Consider the following 19,815-nt stretch of genomic DNA (forward strand, 5'->3'; position numbering starts at 1 on the left):
CACGCTCTTGCTCGCTCAACAACAATTGGACCTTCGGTCTGCCAGTTCTCATCGCGGTATCTCCATTCCCAAGATACCGCATCGGCATGCACGATTAATGCCAGTTATTAACGGGACATAACACTAGCACCTCATCGACATGGTGGAAAGACGCTGCCCGGATGATCACGAACACCAGCAGGCCAGTACCGCCCAACAGCGCCCAGAGCGTCGAAGCAGGGGCTCCCCAAGTCAGGTGGAGCGTGACGGCAAACAGCGTCAACCCCATCATGGCGACTCCGGCGATGAACGCCATCTGAAGTTGGCGTCGATCAGCGTACCAGCCTTGTCTATCAGCCAGGATGCGCCCGATCTCGGTGAAGGCGCTCTGCAAGTCGAGTTGTTTGTTGATGCCCAGCAGGGTAAGGCCTATGAGGAGCACTCTCCAGAACCAATGCTCATAGCGCGGCGCGCATGTCTGCGACTCTTTCCATCCGCGCAGCAACCGCCATGTGGTCCATCCGGCGACCCCATACAACAAAACGGTCAACCATCCACCCAAGCTTGGATCTCCGATGCCCGGCGACCAACTGCCAACAAGACCTTGGTTCAACGATGTTGACTCCGTTAGAGCGGCCTATTTGTACTCAATGATAGTGCCCGCGACACCCCGCAAACGATCAATATGAAACTTCAGCGCTCCCAGGGCCTCGGGAAACTTCCCAATGACCAGAAAGGTGCTCGATCGAGCTGAGCCATTGCGCCGGAACAGGCGCAACCATTGCAGCGGGTAGACCAGTGCCAAAAGCGCAGCCCAGGGCCCCAAGCCGATCATGGCGAAGGCGATCAACAGCGGGAGGATGATCCCCCAGAACCAAGAACGACGTGTTTCCCAAACCCAGTGACGTTCGGGTAGCGCGCCGTGAAGCCAGGCGCCCGCTGCAAAGGCATGACCTGATCGAACGGTGCGCATCCACCACTGGCTGAAACGGGTCATGGCCGCATCATGCAAGGTCATCTCGTGGTCCATTCGGTGGATGCGCCAACCGTCCCGACGAAAGCGAACGCACAGTTCGGGCTCTTCCCCCGCAATCATGCTGTCTCGGTAGCCCCCCACCGCCTGCAGTGCAGCAGTTCTCATCATGGCGTCGCCTCCGCAGGAAAGGGCGTCGCCGATCGGCGTGTTCCATTCCTCGTCGCACAGCCAGTTGTAGACAGAGCGTTCCGGATACCGTTCACGACGCCTGCCGCACACCACGGCGTGGGATGGGTGATCCTTTAGAAAACCACTTGCAGCCTCCAGCCAGCCCGGGACAACCTCACAGTCTCCATCAACAAACTGCACGAAATCGACGTCAGGGCGTTGCTGCAGCAGTCGGCGCAGGCCCTCGTTCCTAGCCCGTGCAGCGGTGAAGGGCCGCGAAAGATCAAGATCAACCACCATGGCACCGAGCTCTGCGGCCATCCGCGTCGAACCGTCATTAGACCCCGAGTCGACATACACGATGGCCGGCGCAACTGACCGTATCGAACTCAGGCAGCGCCGCAGCCGTTCGCCCTCATTGCGTCCGATCACCACCACACCCAGATTGTTGTCATGCATGCGAAGCGATTCCCCGGTTGACTAAACGGCGGCACTCCGGAGCACCCAAAGCTTCGGATCCCACACTGCGACTTCCACTAACACACTGCATCGGCACCCAACCTGGCCGAATCTGCGGCGACGGAGCCACCGAACAGCATGGCACGTGCGGCTACATCCATAGCCCACCGTCGATTGACCTGCCGCTTGGCGCCAGCGATCCGCGAGTTGCCATTTTCTGCTGGATCGGAGCATCCATACCTGAGCAATCATGAGTTGGCCCACTCGCCCCCAAGCATGAAAGCCCAGTTCGAGTGCACCACGTGAGGTGGCACGCAGGTGCGAAGAGGTTGTAAAACGAATGAAGGCCCGACCCCGGCGCCTAACCGGACCCGAGCTGACACGTACCCCCGACTGTTGCGCTGCCGGCGCCATTGCCGTGGAGCGGGTGACAGCACGTACGGTAAGAAGGCCCGAACCGGTTTCGGTTCGAGGAGTCTTGCAGCTCACCGGCTTGCAACAGGGCTGCGGTTGCAGCTCTGCCACTGGCTGGTCACGGGACGCTCCTGCGTGCCATTGGTGACTTCACACGGCACTTTACTCAAAAGAGCATCGTCATGGAAGGTCTTTCCCCCCTTGCACCGGCGTGTGGCCGGTATCGATGTGCACCGCATGCTACATGTGGACACGGTTCTCATCGAGCAGCCCGACGGCTCGATGGCCAAGCACAGTCGGGAGTTCGGCGGCTTCAAGCGCGACTGCCGCGCCCTGGCCGCCTGACAGCATCGACGCATTGCAGCGTCAGCTCGCCGACATCGACGCCAACCTGACCGCAGCCATGCGGCCTTACGCCTGGGCTCATGGCTTGCTGCAGACGATTCGGGGTATTGATGAAGTCGCCGCTGCATTGATCCTCATCGAGATCGGCGAGGACATGGCCCGCTTCTGCTCGCCCGAGCGCCTGGCCTGCTGGGCCGCGCTGAGCCCGGCAACAACGAGAGTTCAGGCAAGCGCAAGTCCGGGCGCACACGCCACGGCAAAATAACACCATCCGCTTCATTCTGTGCGAATGCGCCAACGCTGCGCGCATGACCATGAGCACGCTGGCTGCCAAGTACCGAAGTCTGATGGTGTGCAAGTCGCACAAGGAGGCCATCGTGGCCGTGGCCCACAAGATGATCCGGCTGATTTACATCCTGCTGTCTCGACGCCAGCCCCATCTCGACCAAGACATCGACCACGCCGCCATGAGCGCCAAGTAGAGCGCGCCGCGCTGGATCAAGCAGCTCAAGGCCATCGGCAAGTGGCCTACCTCCAACGCTTCAGCGGCTCACGCCGCCAACTGATTCACCGCTGAATTCCTGGGGTCGGGCCCAGCGGTTTCCCTCTCGTTGCTGCGGGCCGGCACGCATGGGCGCGTCTCTATGGGACACGGCTTTCACGGTAAAAACAAAGGGACAGATAACCCACACGGAGGTGAGGCAAGTGCAAGCCACCTCCAAATTGGAACCTCAAGGGAACGACTGCCCCACTCACCGCGCTCCAGAAAAAGCGCCGAAAAATGTCCCCTGTGGCCCGCAGACCGCGCTACGGTGGTTGATCATGATGACAATTCCCCACCCGGATGCCGATCACCTGATTGCAGATGCTCGCGGTCCAAATCGGCTTCTTGGCTGTCAATCATGGCCTGGGGGAAACTGACTTTCACCATGGGCACCACATTGGGAATATAGGTGCAGCAGGTCGGCGTTCACGTCGTTGCGAGAGATTTGAAAAAACATGTTCTCAGGGTTTCGAGGGAAGCCCCTTCTGTGCGTTGTATCACAAGGGTCTCCACTTCTGGCAAGACCGACGAGCGCGTCCGACGCTATTTGAAGGCACGGAACGTGCCGACCATACGCAACTTGCGGAGCTGGAAGCCAAGATCACCCATCTTCAGGACGAGCATGCACAGCTCTGTCACCGCTCCGGGGCAAACTTTCTCTTTTCTCTTTTCTCTTTTCTCTTCTCTGTGAGGTGCTCCACCCCATTCGCGGCAGTCATAATCAGGACGTGTCTGTAACCGAATGGTTCCAACTCTTTGGGCTGGCTTGGCTTAAGTTGCACTTGTAAAAATTTGAAACTTGGCGTATCCAGTCAAGGCAAAGATAATGTTTGCTCTTGAAGAGCTCTTGTAACGACTCTGGTATTTGGAGACTGAACATGCCTGCTTTTTTGCGCTTCGCCATGACGTTTCTGTTGGTGGCGGTCAGTGGATCGGCGATTGCCCAAACGGAGTCCGCTTACAAGCTGCGGCACGGTGATGCCTTGATGGTGTCCGTCTGGCGGGATGAAGCCTTGCGGATGCAAGTGCGTGTGCTGCCGGATGGCAGCATCACCTTCCCGCTGGCCGGGCGTGTCGAGGTGGTGGGATTGAGCACGCCAGAGGTCGAAGCCCGTGTAGCGGAAAAGCTCAAGAAGTACATTCCGGTACCGGTTGTGACGGTTGCAATTACGGCTACCGATGGCAATCAGGTTTATGTCCTTGGCAAGGTGGTCCGCCCTGGAGCAGTGACCCTGACTTCGCCAGAAACCACGGTGTTGCAGATGCTCAGCCAAGTAGGAGGGCTTGATCGCTTCGCTGATGGCAATTCGATCCGTGTGTTGCGCAACTCGCCGCAAGGCAACCGGATCTTGCCGGTCCGGTACGACGACCTGGTCAAAGGCAGCCAACTCGACACCAATGTGGTTCTTGTGCCCGGCGATACCATTCTGGTGCCCTGATCATGAATTCGCGGCTCTTTGCCTTCTCCGTGCTGACTACCCAGGCTTTCGTGTGTCTACCGGCGATAGCGCAGAACACGCTCACCGTCCCAATGGAAATCGTCCGGATCAGCAATCCTGACCTTTCAGCAGAAAGCCGGGGAAGCGTCACGCTTTATCGATTTCACCCGCAATACACGCTCCAGATGGTTCAGGGGAGTTCGCGCACGGAGTTGTCTCTTGGCGGGATGATCGAAAGGTCGGGAAACACCGATCTGAGCGCCAGTCGCACCCTGCCCAGCGTGCGAGTGCTTTGGGAGAGCTCCAGCCCGGTCGCTTTGTTTGGGTTGCGGGCATCGTTGGAAGAAGCGTCGACCCGGGAGACCGAATTTGCAGAATTCGGTAGGGTGACTCGGGACAGCACTCAGCGCACCGGAACGCTGGGAGGCTCGTGGACCCGCAATCTGACGGCAGGATCTTCTGTTGAACTGGCTGCGTCACATGCACGCTTGAGCTACGACACACCATTGCTTGTTGACTACAGCGAGACGCTTGGATCCGTGGCATATCGCTTCGAGTCGAGCGCCAATTCACGCTATTCGCTGTCTGCAAGTGCTTCGCGCCTGAACCCGGACGGGGTTGGCGATAGCGCATCGCGTGGCGAACTCGGGCTGGGCTACGAAGTCGACCTCAGTGAGGGCGTTAACCTGAACGCGACCGCTGGCGCCGTTCGCACCAACGCGCAGCGCAGCAAAACCGTTCCCGTGGGCGCTTTGCGCCTCACCTTCACGGGTGAACGGTTCGACTACGCTGTGGCCTGGTCCAGGTATGTCAGCGCAGGCGGCTCGTCGGGGGCTTACACCCGTGCTGAGAGCTTCGAAAGCTCATTGACTTATCCGTTCACCGTCAACACGTCGCTGTCTCTCGGGATTGCACGCGCCCGATCCCTGGAGGCAAATGGAGACACCGGTGTCAGCGCATATGCACGGATCCGATCAGAGCTCACCCGTTTTTGGGCATTCACATTGGGTTTTGAGCAAAGGCGAGCCAAGCCTTTTGGCGGTCCCACTGCGCGGGGAAATTCGGTGGCCGTGGGGCTGGTGTACGCGCACCCCAACTTCTAACTCAACAACTTCATGTCGGCCGACTACCAACTTAGCCTCCAAGACTACCTGTCCATCGCCCGACGCCGAGCGACGGCCATCATCCTGACCATTGGTGTTGTCCTGACAACCTCTGTGGTGGTTGCGATGTTGTTGCCGCGGGTGTACGAGTCCACTGGGACGTTGCTGGTTGAGGGACCTCCGATCTCGGGTGACGTCGTGCGCTCGGCTCTGCCTGGAAACGGGGAACAGCGGGTTCAAGCCTTGGGCCAGCGAATCATGACCCGGGAGAGCTTGTTGCGCATTGCGGCGGAACATCAAGTGTTTGATCCCAAGTCCGGGGTTGTATTGAAGGACACGGACATGGTCAACGCCATGCGCGCGAGCATTGGCGTGAACGTGCTCATCGGCAATATGCCGAGTTGGGAGCGCCCCACCAACAATTTTGCGTTCAATGTGTCTTTTCAGCACGGCGAACCGGAAAAGGCACTGGAGGTTGCAAACGCATTGATTCAGTTGTTCCTGGAAAGCAGCGTTCGCGAGAGGGTGGATCAGGCTTCTCGCGCCAATGAGTTTTTGAGCCAGGAGGCCGATCGCGTCAAGGCCCAGTTGGAAGATTTGGAGCGTCGCATCGCGAACTACAAGCGCACACAGGGCAGTTCCACAGTAGACAGTCAGGTGGCGGCGGCAAGCATTCAAACGCTTGAGAGCGACCTTCGAGCGGCTGAGCGAGATCACCGTTTGGCCCTGGACGAATTGCAGACTTTGGAGGTGGATTTGGCCGGAGCACGTGCGGGTGTTCTGTCACCCGGTACGGTGAACCCCACCGTCCCCAGCGTTGCGGAGCAGGATCTGGAACGGGCTCGATCCGAATTGGCGCGCATCCGCGGTGTTTCCACAGAGGACCATCCGGACGTGCAAGCGCAGCGGCGAAAGATCGATTTACTGGAGCGGGCTTTGCGGACGGAGACGGCGGTCAGCAGCCCAACCCGTGATGCTATCGCTGCCCAAGCAAGGCTGGCAGTGTCCCGCCTTGAGGCCCAACGCAGCACGGCGCGCGCACGAGCCGACTTGTTGGCAGATCAACAGAGGAGCCTTCGAAATGCAATCAATCAACAACGGTCTCAAGTGACGCGTGCGCCGCAGGTGGAACGTGATCTGGCCGCTCTTCAGCGAGATCACGATGCCGCTCGGGCAAAGTATGAGGACCTACGGTCCAAGCAAATGTCAGCGCAGATCGTTCAAAACCTGGAGGGTGATCAACAAGGGGAACGCTTCACGCTGCTTGAGCCCCCCCTCATGCCTGAATATCCCCTTAAGCCGAATCGCAAGAAACTTGTTGCACTCGGATTTCTCCTCTCGCTCGCCGCTTCCGCAGGTGTGGTGATATTGCTCGAGATGATTTTTGGCCGTGTCAGAGGGGTCAGCGCAGTGACCGCACTCACCGGTCAGCGACCGATGGTGGTCATCCCTTACATCCCCTCAGCCGCCGAACTCCAATCGTCACAACTGCTGCGAAAACGGTTGATAGGACTCATAGCGGGATTGGTGCTGATGGCTCTTGTGGTGGTTCATACCTTTGTGATGCCCCTGCATACCCTGCTGATCTCATTGTTCTCCCGTCTGGGCTGAAAGTAATTTGCCAAATGGAACGCATCAAGCTCGCGATTGAGAAGGCCAAGGCCGCCGAAGCTGATTCGGCCAGGCCAGATGTTCCACTGCTGCGCAAGGTCAGTGACTCGGAAACACCCGCAGGCGAATCCAGTTCAGCGATCAGACGTGAAGCATCGCCGGGAGACGCCTCTTCCGTGCACTACACCCAAACGGCAGTGGTCTCGATGGACGCTGCACACCTGGAACGCCACAGAGTCGTCTCCCATCAGAAGACCCATTCAGCCAGTTGGGCCTTCGACGTGCTGCGAACCCAGGTCTTGCAGAAGATGGACGAAAACGGCTGGCGGACACTGGCCATCACGTCTCCAAGCGTGGAGTCAGGCAAGACTGTGGTGGCTATCAATTTGGCCATGAGCATCGCCCAGCAGACGAACCGCACAGCCTTGCTGGTTGATTTTGACCTTCGCCGCCCCAGTGTGGCCCGCTACCTGGGCTTGAACCGCTCACTGTCGTTAAATGACTTTTTGGACGGGCGTGTAAATATTGAAGAAGCCCTTGTCAATCCAGGTGTTGAGCGTTTTGTTGTCCTTCCAACCAACCACCTGGTCACCGGTGCCTCCGAGGTGCTGTCTTCCGCCAAGGTGGGCAACCTCATCGGTGATTTGCGTGAGCGGTACAGCGATCGCATCGTGATATTCGATCTGCCTCCCGTTCTGGCGGCCGACGATGTGATGACCGTGCTGCCGCGCATTGACTGTGTGCTGATGGTTGTTGGCAGCGGGGCGTCCACCCAGAATGAGGTCGAGGAGGCCATGGGCCGCCTTTCAAAGGCCAATTTGCTGGGCGTGGTGCTGAACAAAGACGAGGCGCCCGTCCAGAACGCTTACTACTAGCGTGGCACCAGATAAAGACGGTGCGTGATTGTGGCCGCTCCATTCGCACAGTTGTGCCTCGCCCCTTTTTGCAGCGGCCCTTTGAGTCTGCTCCAACCCACATCCATGGCTGTTGCCGTGGCACTCACTTGAGCCCGGTGTTTCACATTCATGGCTGAGCATTTGCGCGCCCTGTTGGTGTTGATGTTTCTGAGTCTGGGCTATTTTTATGTTGCCCGAGGTGTTCTCTCACAACTCTTGACAGAAGAAACGTTCAAGCGCTGGCGCAACCTTTGGCTGGTGGCCACGGTTGTGCTATTCCTTTCGAACAGCATCCTGCTTTATTTCCTAGTGCTCGGTGCGATCATCCTGGCCTGTCGGCGCAGAGAAGCCTATGTGATGGGCCTCTACTTCGTTTTGCTGTTTGTGGCACCCCCAGCGCCTGCGGAGATTCCAGGTCTTGGCATCATCGACCATCTCTGGGTGCTCAATCACTATCGGCTGCTCGGCGTGACTTTGTTGCTGCCTGCCGCCCTTTCTCTTTTACAGCGGACAACGACTGCCCGTCTGGGCAGTTCGCCTGTTGACTGGATGGTGCTGGGCTACCTTTCCCTCATGTCGTTGCTGGCATTTCGCGAGGGCAATGTCACCAGTGGGTTGCGATCGGTGTTGTCGCTATGGGTCGACATTTTCCTGCCGTACTACGTGGCGAGCAGAAGCATTCGCAGCGAAGACGGCTTCAGACAAGCCATGACAGGCTACTTGATCGCTGCAATGATCCTGGCAATTGTAGCTATTGTCGAAGTGCTTCGCACTTGGAAACTGTACTCAGGTGTGCTGGGGGCATTGGGGTTACATCAAAACATGTTCGGTGGTTATTTGTTGCGATCTGGCCTGCTGAGACCGAACGCATCAGTGGGAAATTCGATTGTTCTCGGCTACGTCCTGGTGGTGGCATTGGGTTTCTTTTTTTACCTCAAGGAATTCGTCTCCAAGCCGCTGTACCGGTTTCTTGGAGCCTCGCTCCTCGCCGCGGGCATCCTTGCCTCTCTGTCTCGTGGGCCGTGGGTGGGCTCGGCGTTCCTCGTGGTCATGCTCTTCCTGATCGGACCCAAATCCGTGAAGCGACTGGGCAGTTTGGGGTTGGGCGCAATCACGTTCTTTCTGTTGCTGAGTCTGTTGCCAAGCGGTCAGTTGCTGATCGACATGTTGCCAATTGTCGGCACGACCGAGCAGGAAAATGTGGAGTACCGTGCCAATTTGCTCACATCGGCGTTGCCTGTGATTGAGCGCAACCTGTTGTTTGGCTCCTACGATTACCTCGACGCGCCTGAATTGCAGGTCATGATGCAAGGAGAGGGAATCATCGATGTGGTCAACTCCTATGTCAGCGTGGCGCTGTATTCAGGTTTAATGGGACTGACGCTTTTCGTTGGAGCCTTCGTGTGCGCGCTCCACCAACTGCGAAAAGGCATGCGAATTGCGCGGCGGCATGACCCCCGGTCCGCTTTGCTAGGGCGCGCTCTGTTCGCCATAGTGTCGGCCATCATGCTCATCATCTACACCGTCAGCAGCATCAGCGCAATACCGGTGGTGTACTGGTCGGTGCTTGGGTTGAGTGTGGCCTACGCCACGCTAATGAACGGATGGGCTCGCAAACCCAAAGAGGCTCCTGTACTGTGACCATCAACGCCACCACCACAACCATGTCTGCTCAGAACCGGTCAGCGTTGAATGCGAAGGCCCGCTCTGGCACGACCTGGATTGTGATTGCATTCGGTTCGGGACAGGTGATTCGCCTCGGGATGAACATCATCCTGGCGGGGCTGCTGTTCGAAGAGGCGTTTGCCCTCATGGCACTTGTCAATGCGGTCATGATGGGGCTGGCGATGTTCTCGGACATTGGGCTACAGCAGAACGTGATTCAAAGTCCGCGTGGCGACGAACCGGAGTTTCTGAATACCGCCTGGACCATGCAGGTTATCAGGGGCGTCGTTCTGACCTTGCTGGCGGCGAGTTTGGCATGGCCGATGTCCGCATTCTATGGCGCCAATGATTCTGCAGCGCTGGAGCTGCGATGGTTGATCCCAATGGTCGCATTGACAGCGTTGATAGAAGGGTTGAGGTCGCCCCGCGTGCTCAGTGCTGCCAGGCACATGCGAGTGGCCCAGATTACGCGGATCGAAATCGCTGTGACGATCGTGAATACGACAGTGCTTCTGAGTTTGGCCTGGTACTTGCGTTCGGTGTACGCCCTGGCAATTGCTGCTGTGGTGTCGGCGTCACTCCATGCGGCATTGACCTATTGGTTCTTGCCTGGCGAGCGTGCTCGCTTTGTTCTCGAGGCAACGGCAGTTCGATCCATTTTTTCTTTCGGCAAGTGGATTTTTCTATCCACATTGCTGACCTTTCTTTCAATTCAAATCGATCGCTTGGCATTTTCAGCGATGTATCCACTGGCTGAAGTCGGGGTCTATTCCATTGCGTCCAGTTTGGCCTTGATGATTCCAAGTCTGATAGGCAGTTTGCAGAGCGCCATAGTCTTTCCATGGTACGCGCGCATGCTTGAAGATGGCATGGCTCTGTCTGAAGCCTTTCACAAAGCCATGATGCCCGTGCTGGTGATGTCGACTTATGTGGTCGTGTTGCTGATCGTTGGAGCCCAGAGTTTTTTTGCTTTGGCCTACGATGACCGCTATTCGCAGGCAGCAGTGTTTCTGCCAATACTTGCTGCCAGCGCCTGGTTTAGCAACATTGGCGGGCTGTACGGATCGGCCTTTCTTGTCAAGGGGCTGTCCAAGTGGCTGGCATTTGCGAGTGCGGTGAAGGTGCTTTCTTTCCTATTGCTTTTGGCTTTGCTCTCTCTGGTTGAAAGCACGATGGTCATGGCGACCACGTTGGTCCTGGCGAGCGAAATCATCACGGTGATCGTCAGTCGCTATCTCGGATGGCGACTGGGTCTGAAGAACCTGCGTGTTGAGGTCGTGATGCTCTTCATGCTGATTTTTTCGTCAGGACTAGGCCTCTTGCTGGTTCACCACTTTCAGCCATTCGCACACCTGCACCCGGCGCTGCAGTTGCTGGTGCTGGGCACACTGACGACGACTCTCTTCGCGCCGCTATTTTTGAAGGCGATATACCCGCTTCTCAGAAGGCGTTCTTCATAGGCAGCCCATGACATCCTGGCTCAGATTTGGATCGGCTCGGACCACAAACATGTGATTCGATCCTGGGTGCCCGTGCAAACCAAAGCAAAATGCTGGCAGCCACCGCTGAGCACATGGTGAGTCTGATCTTCTTCTCAGACCCGTTCGTCACCTACGACTCATGAGGCTGTTTGAGGGCCGGGTCAACACATGCGCCTATTTCTCACGTTGCGACATACTCTCTCGCTTGAGCGTTGCGAAGAAACGGGTGGTTCTGACACCTCACAGGCATATCGGCGGCATTTACCACCAAACTGAACATGTACGAATCCTTCTACGAGCTGAAAGAAAAGCCGTTCTCGATACAGCCTGACCCCGCCTTCCTCTACATGGGAAAGCGCCATTCACTGGCCTACACCATGCTGGAGTACGCGATACGCAGCCGGGCGGGCTTCACTGTCATTTGCGGTGACATAGGGTGTGGCAAAACCACGCTGATTCGCCGCCTGCTCAACGAGCTGGGAGACGAGGTCAAGGTGGGGCTGGTAACCAACACGCACCCCGACCTGGCAGATTTGACCGAGTGGATCATGCTGGCCTTCGATCAGCCCTACGATGGACTCTCGCCCGTCGCTCGGTACGATGCGTTTCAGCGCTTTCTGATCAGCGAATATGCCAAGCACCACCGGGTGGTACTCATTGTCGACGAGGCCCAAAACCTCAGCCCGGCAGCGATGGAGTCGCTGCGCATGCTCTCCAACATCAACGCCGACAAAGACCAGCTGTTGCAGGTGGTGCTCGTCGGGCAACCCCAGCTTCGCGATCTGCTCAGGCGACCGGAACTGCAACAGTTCGCCCAGCGGGTAGCAGCAGATTTCTACATTTCACCATTGAATTCGGTGGAGGTTGGAGACTACATAGCGCATCGGTTGAAGGTGGCGGGAAGGACTCGTCAGCTGTTCACGCCATACGCCACGGCCAAGATTGCCAGGGCAGCCCATGGCATTCCCCGCAGCATCAACATCCTTTGCGATATGGCACTCGTGTACGGTTTTGCCGCTGAATCCCGGCTGATCGACGTTCAGGTGATCGATGAAGTGCTGCGTGACCGCAGTGAGTACGGTGTGCTGGGGGACACCAACTTCAATATCGGCCAAGCCGGGGACAGTCAATGGGGAGACGGGCCCGTTTCCTTGCCATTTGATCCCCCAAAAGTGTGACCTCGCTCACATCAGGTAACAAATTGTTGAGTCATAATGGTTTACCCGATGGGAGCAAGAACGGGTGTTCCTACTTGAGAGAACTGTGTGACCACGCCTTCAGCCGCTTCGAACGACATTGCTATCGTCGGCATGGCAGCGCATCTGCCAGGTGCCTCCAATCCGATGGCCTACTGGTCCAACTTGCGCCAGGGGATTGAATCCATAAGGCGACTCACAGAAACCGAGCTGCTGGCAAACGGGGAAAAGCCGGAACGCATCCGGCACCGAAACTATGTGCCAGCGGCGGCGCCGCTTGAAGGGTTTGAGCAGTTCGACGCCGATTTCTTTGGCTTCAGCCCCAAGGAAGCGGCCATCATGGACCCGCAGCACCGCCAGTTCCTGGAGGTGGCCTGGGAGGCTCTGGAAAACGCCGGTCACCCACCCGAGACTTTTGCCGGCCCGATTGCGGTTTATGCCGGTTGTGGCATGGGCAGCTATTTCTATTTCAACATCTGTTCCAACCCCGACTTGGTGGCCAGCACGGGCATGTTCCTGTTGCGCCACACAGGCAACGACAAGGATTTCCTGTCCACCCGGGTGAGCCACATTTTTGACCTCAAGGGCCCAAGCGTCAATGTCCAGACGGCCTGCTCGACCTCGCTGGTGGCGGCGCACCTGGCCTGCCAGTCCTTGTTGCTCGGCGAGTGCGACATGGCCCTGGCCGGTGGGGTGACGATCGAACTGCCCCACGCACGTGGCTACATCTTCCAGGATGGCGAGATCCTTTCGCCCGACGGTCATTGCCATGCCTTTGACCACCGTGCCCAAGGCACCGTGTTCGGTTCTGGTGCAGGTGTGGTGGTGCTGCGCCGCCTGGAAGACGCCTTGAAGGACGGCGATCATATCTGGGCCGTGATCAAGGGAACTGCGATCAACAACGACGGCGCGGCCAAGTCAGGTTATTTGGCCCCAAGCGTGGATGGCCAGGCCAAGGCCATTGCGGAGGCGCAGGCCGTGGCGGGCGTGAGCGCCGACACCATCGACTACGTCGAATGCCACGGGACCGGCACCTACCTGGGCGATCCCATCGAGGTGGCTGCGCTGACCCAGGCCTTCCGCGAAACCACGTCGGACACGGGGTTCTGCCGGATTGGTTCAGTCAAGACGAATATCGGGCACACCGACACCGCCGCTGGCGTGGCCAGCCTGATCAAGGTCGCGCTGGCACTCAAGCACCAGGAGATTCCGCCGAGTCTGGGCTACGAGCAGCCCAACCCTTCGATCGACTTCGACACCAGCCCTTTTCAGGTCAACCACACCCTGAGCCCCTGGGTGTCGCACAAGGGTCCACGGCGTGCCGGGGTGAATTCGCTTGGCGTGGGCGGAACGAATGCGCACGCGGTTCTGGAAGAAGCTCCTGCGCGAGAGGCTTCCGAGCCCTCCGACTGGCCATTCCAGCTGCTCGTGGTATCGGGCCGCTCGCGAGCGGCGCTCGACGCCAACGCCAAGGCCTTGGCTGCCCACCTGAGGGCCCATCCCGAACAAGCTTTGGCCGACGTGGCCTTCACGCTCAAGCAAGGGCGCCGGGCGTTCGAACACCGGCGCGTGCTGGTGGCCGAGAGCCACGAAGAAGCTGCCACTTTGCTCGAAGGCAGCGATACCCGCCGCGTGTTCACCCACAGCCACCTGGACGACCCCGAAGTCGTGTTCATGTTCCCGGGTGGAGGCGCGCAATACGCCGGCATGGCACGGGAGCTTTACGCCACCGAGCCCGTGTTCCAGGACTGGATGGACCGCGGGCTGGACGTGCTGCAAAGACAACTCGATTACGACATCCGGGCCTTGTGGTTGCCTGAGCCGCAAAACCACGCCGCAGCGGTCGAAAAACTCAAGCGGCCGTCGGTTCAGCTGCCGCTGATCATGATCGTGGAGCACGCGCTGGCGCAACTCTGGATGTCCTGGGGGGTCAAGCCCGCAGCGCTGGTGGGTCACAGCATGGGCGAAAACACCGCCGCCTGTCTGGCGGGCGTGATGTCATTTGAAGACTGCATCGGTCTGGTGCTTTTGCGCGGACAGCTCTTCGACACCGTGCCACCTGGAGGCATGCTCAGCGTCCCGCTGCCTGCCGACGAAGTGCGCAGTCTGCTGGGCCAAGAACTTGACATGGCCAGCGTGAACGCGCCGGAGCTGTGTGTGGTGTCGGGGCCGCAGGATGCCCTGGATCGACTGGAGGCCCGGCTGCGCGAGCGCGAGATCGAGCCGCAACGCATCCAGATCGACATCGCTGCGCACTCGCGCATGCTGGAGCCGATCCTGAGCCGTTTCGAGGCCTACCTGCGCAGCATCCGCCTGAGTGCCCCCAAGCTCCCCATCATCTCCAACCGTGACGGCCTGCCGCTGAGCGCTGCCGATGCCACCGATCCGTTGTATTGGGTGCGGCACCTGCGCAGCACGGTGTATTTTGCCGATGGCCTGGCCACGCTGAAGAAGGAGAGCCACCGGGTGTACCTGGAGGTAGGCCCAGGCAAAGCGCTGTGTTCCTTGGCGCAGGCCAATGGGGTTCCTGCCTCCCAGGTGATCAACTCGCTGCGCCACGCCGACCATGCCGTGCCTGATGACGTGTGGTTTCTGGGCACCTTGGGTCGGCTGTGGGCCACCGGTGTCAAGGTGGACTGGGAGCCCATCTGGGGCGAGGCGCGCCGGCACCGCGTGCCCTTGCCCACCTACGCCTTTCAGCGCAAGCCCTATTTCATCGAGCCGGGCGCGGCCCGCTCGGCGCCGGAGGCGGCGCCACAGCTGGTGCGCACCGACGACATCCGCACCTGGGGTTACCAGCCGCGCTGGCGCCCCCGCCAAGCCAACATCGAGATCGATGTCACCCAAGACTTGGCCAGCACGGCGCCACAAAACTGGCTGTTGTTCGCGGACGAGACCGGCCTCTCTGACAAGCTGATCGAACGCTTGCGCAGAGCGTCCCACCGGGTCACGGTGGTGCGCGCGGGCGACCTTTTTGCGCGACTGAGCGAGTTCGAGTACCTGTTGGCACCGGAGCGCGGGCGCGAAGGCTATGACGAGTTGTTGCGCGATCTGGTGGCCACAGGCAACACACCGCAACAAATCGTGCATGCCTGGCTGGTCACGCAGGAGGAGCGCTTTCGTCCTGGCAGCAGCTTCTTTCACCGCAACCTGGAACAGGGTTTTTTCAGCCTGCTGTTCCTGGCGCAGGCCATGGCCGGCGAAAACCTGCCCAAGCCGCAGCACCTGACCGTGCTGAGTTCTGGTGCGGTGCGGGTGCGCGACGAAGCCCTGCCCTACCCTGAAAAAGCCACGCTCATGGGCCCGGCCCGGGTGGCTCCGCGCGAACTGCCCGGCTTGACCTGTTCGGTGCTCGATGTGGTGCTGCCTGCCGTGAACAAAAGCTGGCGCGCCAAACCGGATGTGAATGCGCTGAACGCCCTGGCAGACCATGTGCTTGAGGACCTGTTTGCAGCGCCTGACAACCGTGTGGTTGCCTGGCGGGCCGACAAGCGCTTCGAACTGGGCTTCGCCCCGCTGCCACTGGCGCCCACCGAAGGACTTTCCGGGTTTTCGCAGGGCTGCGTCTGCCTGCTCACTGGCGGCCTGGGCGGTATCGGCCTGACGCTGGCCGAGCGGTTGGCGCGCGAAAAACAGGCGCGCCTCGTGCTGCTGGCTCGCCAGCCATTGCCCGCGCCTGAGACCTGGGACGCGCGACTGCGCAGTGGTGATCCAATGGACCCGGTGGTGCAGCGCATTCTGGCGGTGCGCCGCTTGGAGAGCCTGGGCGCCGAGGTGCTGGTGATCGCCGCCGACGTGTGCAACGTCAAGGACATGCGGACGGCGGCCGATCAGGCGCAACAGCGCTTCGGACGCATCGAGGTGGTGATCCATGCCGCTGGTGTCGTGGACGACGGTCCTCTGATGACCAAAACCTCGGGCGGCGTGGAAGAGGTGTTTGCGCCCAAGGTGCATGGTGTTCAGATCCTTCACGACCTGTTCCCCGACGGCAGCATCGACCGCCTGATCCTGTTCTCATCGACCAGCACCGTCACCGCGCCGGCGGGTCAGGTCGACTATGTGGCGGCCAACGAATACCTCAACGCCTACGCACACAGTCGCGCCGGGCAACGCACCAAGGTGTTGGCCATTGACTGGGGCATCTGGAACGAGGTCGGCATGGCGGCGAAAGCGATGGCCAGCCGCCTGGGCGAAGCGGCACCACCGCCCCGCCACCCGGCCGGCAGCCCGCTGCTGGACGAGGCCACCTTCGATGCCAGCGGCCACCGGATGTTCACCTCCACCTGGCAAACCGAAGGCCGCTGGATTCTTGACGGCCACCGCACCAAGGCCGGGCAAGCCTTGTTGCCTGGCACCGGCTACCTTGAGCTTGCCGCTGAGGCCCTGCGTGGAAACGGCGAAACGGGGTCTTTCTCGATCAAAGATCTGTACTTCTTCCGCCCCCTGGAGGTCAACGACGGCCAGACACGCGATGTGCGCGTGAAGCTGGCACGCAGCGACGAAGGTTATGCCCTGGAAGTGCGCAGCGACGTGCTGTTTGAAGGTCGCAAGGGCTTTCAGCTCAACGCCCAGGCCACGCTGGTCCCGGGTGCATTGCCCACCGTTGGACGGATGGACATCGCCGCGTTGCAGGCTCGCTGCACGCTCCACGGCGCCGAGGACGCCAATGGACTTCGGTCGCCTCAAGAGGAACACCTGAACTTTGGCCCTCGCTGGCGGGTGTTGCAAACGGTCGCCTACGGCGAGGGCGAAGGCATAGCCCGACTGCAGCTGCCAACCGCGTTCGAAAACGACCTCGCGGCGGGCTACCTCCTGCACCCGGCGCTGCTGGACTTGGCCACCGGCTGGGCGATGCTGCTGATCGACGGCTACAAGTCCGATCACCTGTGGGTGCCGGTTTCATACGAGTCGGTGAAAGTGCACCGCCCCTTGCCCGGCACCGTGTGGAGCTGGGTGCGCAATGCCCAAGACAACCGATCTGACGCGCCGTTCGCGGTCTTTGACGTGACGCTGTGCGACGCACAGGGTGAGGTCTGCGTGGAGGTGCAAGGCTTCTCGATCAAACGCCTGCAGGAGGGCGGTTTTTCAGCCTCGATCAGCCGGCTCGATGCGCGCGAACTCGTGTTCGAGGACAACAAGGCAACTGGAGCGCACGCCAAGCTATCCCCAGCCGAAGAACAGCTTCAGTACAACGTGTCGCAAGGCATCTTGCCGAACGAAGGTGCAGACGCGTTCGGACGCGCCCTGGCCACCGGTCTGTCGCAGGTGGTGATTTCATCGATGAACCTGGACGCGCTGGTTCACAAGGCCGGCGAGTCCGCGGCGAACGATGCAGGTTCCGGACAGAAATTCCAGCGACCCGACCTCGACAGCGACTATGTGGCGCCGGGCAATGATGTGGAGCGCACGCTGGTGGGCTTCTGGGAAGAATTGCTGGGTGTCGATCAGGTGGGCGTTCAAGACAGCTTTTTTGATCTCGGGGGGCACTCACTGATCGCGGTGCGCCTGTTCGCCATGATCAAGAAGGCCTATCGGGTCGAGTTCCCGATCTCTGTGCTGTTTGAAGCGCCGACCATCGCGCTGTGCGCTGCGATGATCCGGGAGCGCATTGGAGACAGTGGCACTGAAGATGCAGCGTCCCCCGTCACAGGCGGTGCGGCACCGCCGCCAGCCCGGCGCCGCTTCGTCCACCTGGTGCCCATGCACGACGGCGAAGGCGGTGAGCGCACGCCCTTCTTCCTGGTGGCGGGCATGTTCGGCAACGTGCTGAACCTGCGGCACCTGGCCCGCTTGCTGGGCGCCGACCGGCCGTTCTACGGCCTGCAAGCTCGCGGCCTCTACGGAGACCAGGCGCCCCACGAAACGTTTGAGGAAGCAGCGGCCGACTACATCGCTGAAATGCGCCAGGTCCAGCCGCACGGCCCCTACCTGCTGGGTGGTTTCTCGGGCGGGGGCATCACGGCCTTTGAGATCGCCCGTCAGCTGGAGTCCGCCGGAGAAAAGGTTAGCCTTCTGGTGCTGCTGGACACACCGCTGCCCACACACCCGCCGATCAACCGCATCGACAAAACCATCATCAAGCTGGCCGAGTTGCGCAAGAAGGGCGCGGGCTTCCTGTGGACCTGGGCGCTGGGACGCGCCCGCTGGGAGCTCGACCGGCTTCGCAACAGGCATGTGCTGCCCGTCCAGCCCCGGACCAACCAGCTGAACAACGAAGCGATCCAGGCGGCCTTCCTGGCCGCCCTTCCCCGCTACAAGTTGCACGTCTGGAACGGGTCTGCGGTGCTGTTCCGCCCGCCTCTCGACCTGCAATGGAAGGTCTCTGGAGGACGCTGGGTCAGCGCAGAACGGGAATATGTCCATGCCGACAACGACTGGACCCGCTTCATGCCGGCCCTGCGCGTGCTGGAAGTGCCTGGCGACCATGACTCCATGGTGCTGGAGCCCAATGTGCGTGTCATGGCCAGCCTGATGAAGGGGTGCATCGAAGAGGCCCAACGTCCTGGGGCAAACGCATGAACCAGCCCGTGGAAGCACGTGTCCTGACGATCGTGCTCAACTACCGGACACCCGAGCTGACGCTGCGGGCGGTGGAGGCGGCCCTAAGGGAAATGGAAGGGCTGGCTGGTGCCATCACGATCGTCGACAACGATTCGGGAGATGGGTCGTACGAGACCCTGACCCGGGCGGTGCAGGAACGCGGCTGGAGCCGGGTGCGGGTGCTGCAATCCGGTCACAACGGCGGCTACGGGGCTGGCAACAACTTCGGCATCCGCCACGGTCTGCCCGATGGCTCTTCGCCCGACTACATCTACATCCTCAACTCCGACGCCTTTCCTGAGCCCGGTGCCATTCGGGTGCTGGCCGAGCATCTGCAGGCCCATCCCCAGGTGGGTTTCGCTGGCAGCCGCTTGCACGGGGAAGACGGTGTCTACCACCAGACGGCGTTCCGTTTTCCCACCGTTTTCAGCGAATTCGAGGGGGCCGCGGTGACCGGCCCCATCTCCCGCCTGCTCCGGCGCTACATCGTGGCCCTGCCAGAACCTCGAGAAGCACAGACGGTGGACTGGATGGCGGGCGCCAGCCTGATGGTGCGCCACCGCACCTTCGAGGAAACCGGCGGATTCGATGAGTGTTTTTTTCTCTATTTCGAAGAAACCGATTTGTGCCTGCGCGCACGTCGGGCCGGCTGGCTGTCCGTCTACCTGCCCCAGAGCCGCGTCATGCACATCGGGTCGGTCTCCACCGGTATGAAGACCTGGAAGCGGATGCCTCCGTTCTGGTTCGATTCGCGCATGTGGTACTTCACGAAGAACCATGGCGTGCTCTACGCCGCGATGGCCACGCTGGCCCATGTCGCCGGCGCCTTGATCGCCAGGTTTCGACGGTTGTTTCAGCAAAAGAGCCCCGATCAGCCCAAACACTTCCTGGGCGATCTTGTCTCTCACGCTCTGCGTTGCGCGTGGCACCGGCGTCTTGTCGGACGCTCCAGCGCCGCATCCGTCTGACATTCCATTTTTGGCAATCCCAGGAGTCGTC

Annotated in this window: 13 protein-coding genes; 11 read left to right on the top strand and 2 right to left on the bottom strand. The window is 60.1% G+C overall.

Annotation, left to right across the window (positions count from 1 at the left end; genetic code table 11):
- Nucleotides 1-94: 94 nt before the first annotated feature.
- Together B0E41_RS04925 and B0E41_RS04930 are read right to left on the bottom strand one after the other, a co-directional pair.
- On the bottom strand, nucleotides 95-592 hold the full coding sequence (locus tag B0E41_RS04925) for a hypothetical protein (RefSeq protein WP_143433667.1): 498 nt from the start codon (nucleotides 590-592) through the stop codon (nucleotides 95-97).
- A gap of 24 nt (nucleotides 593-616) precedes the next feature.
- A complete protein-coding gene (locus B0E41_RS04930) occupies nucleotides 617-1,582 on the bottom strand; it encodes a glycosyltransferase family A protein (RefSeq protein WP_077329540.1) in 966 nt (321 codons plus the stop codon).
- A 772-nt stretch (nucleotides 1,583-2,354) separates the two neighbouring features.
- On the opposite strand from B0E41_RS04930, the gene B0E41_RS04935 reads away from it, so the two are divergent.
- From B0E41_RS04935 to B0E41_RS04980, 11 genes are all read left to right on the top strand, one after another.
- On the top strand, nucleotides 2,355-2,606 hold the full coding sequence (locus B0E41_RS04935; RefSeq protein WP_171984665.1) for a transposase: 252 nt from the start codon (nucleotides 2,355-2,357) through the stop codon (nucleotides 2,604-2,606).
- Nucleotides 2,607-2,655: 49 nt separating this feature from the next.
- A complete protein-coding gene (locus B0E41_RS27030; RefSeq protein WP_171984666.1) occupies nucleotides 2,656-2,823 on the top strand; it encodes a hypothetical protein in 168 nt (55 codons plus the stop codon).
- A gap of 940 nt (nucleotides 2,824-3,763) precedes the next feature.
- On the top strand, nucleotides 3,764-4,324 hold the full coding sequence (locus B0E41_RS04940; RefSeq protein ID WP_077329544.1) for a polysaccharide biosynthesis/export family protein: 561 nt from the start codon (nucleotides 3,764-3,766) through the stop codon (nucleotides 4,322-4,324).
- A 2-nt stretch (nucleotides 4,325-4,326) separates the two neighbouring features.
- A complete protein-coding gene (locus B0E41_RS04945) occupies nucleotides 4,327-5,427 on the top strand; it encodes a hypothetical protein (protein WP_077329546.1) in 1,101 nt (366 codons plus the stop codon).
- 12 nt (nucleotides 5,428-5,439) lie between these two features.
- Nucleotides 5,440-7,038 (top strand): hypothetical protein, encoded by a 1,599-nt coding sequence (locus B0E41_RS04950; protein WP_077329548.1) that lies wholly within the window; start codon nucleotides 5,440-5,442, stop codon nucleotides 7,036-7,038.
- A 14-nt stretch (nucleotides 7,039-7,052) separates the two neighbouring features.
- A complete protein-coding gene (locus B0E41_RS04955) occupies nucleotides 7,053-7,913 on the top strand; it encodes a CpsD/CapB family tyrosine-protein kinase (RefSeq protein WP_143433668.1) in 861 nt (286 codons plus the stop codon).
- Between the two features lie 150 nt (nucleotides 7,914-8,063).
- Complete coding sequence (locus B0E41_RS04960; RefSeq protein ID WP_077329551.1) at nucleotides 8,064-9,575, top strand: O-antigen ligase family protein; 1,512 nt, start codon at nucleotides 8,064-8,066, stop codon at nucleotides 9,573-9,575.
- On the top strand, nucleotides 9,572-11,059 hold the full coding sequence (locus B0E41_RS04965; protein ID WP_171984667.1) for an oligosaccharide flippase family protein: 1,488 nt from the start codon (nucleotides 9,572-9,574) through the stop codon (nucleotides 11,057-11,059). The genes B0E41_RS04960 and B0E41_RS04965 overlap by 4 nt, the downstream gene beginning before the upstream one ends.
- A gap of 299 nt (nucleotides 11,060-11,358) precedes the next feature.
- Entirely contained in the window at nucleotides 11,359-12,258 is a 900-nt protein-coding gene (locus tag B0E41_RS04970) for an AAA family ATPase (RefSeq protein ID WP_077329556.1), read from the top strand.
- Nucleotides 12,259-12,345: 87 nt separating this feature from the next.
- Nucleotides 12,346-18,795, top strand: a complete 6,450-nt coding sequence (locus B0E41_RS04975; RefSeq protein WP_216350731.1) for a type I polyketide synthase — start codon at nucleotides 12,346-12,348, stop codon at nucleotides 18,793-18,795.
- Nucleotides 18,792-19,784 carry a glycosyltransferase family 2 protein gene (locus tag B0E41_RS04980; protein ID WP_077329558.1) on the top strand — a complete coding sequence of 331 codons (993 nt, stop codon included), beginning with the start codon at nucleotides 18,792-18,794 and terminating at the stop codon, nucleotides 19,782-19,784. The genes B0E41_RS04975 and B0E41_RS04980 overlap by 4 nt, the downstream gene beginning before the upstream one ends.
- The last annotated feature ends 31 nt before the right edge of the window (nucleotides 19,785-19,815 follow it).

Source organism: Hydrogenophaga sp. A37 (genome assembly GCF_002001205.1).
In the GTDB taxonomy this organism is placed as follows: Bacteria; Pseudomonadota; Gammaproteobacteria; order Burkholderiales; family Burkholderiaceae_C; genus Hydrogenophaga.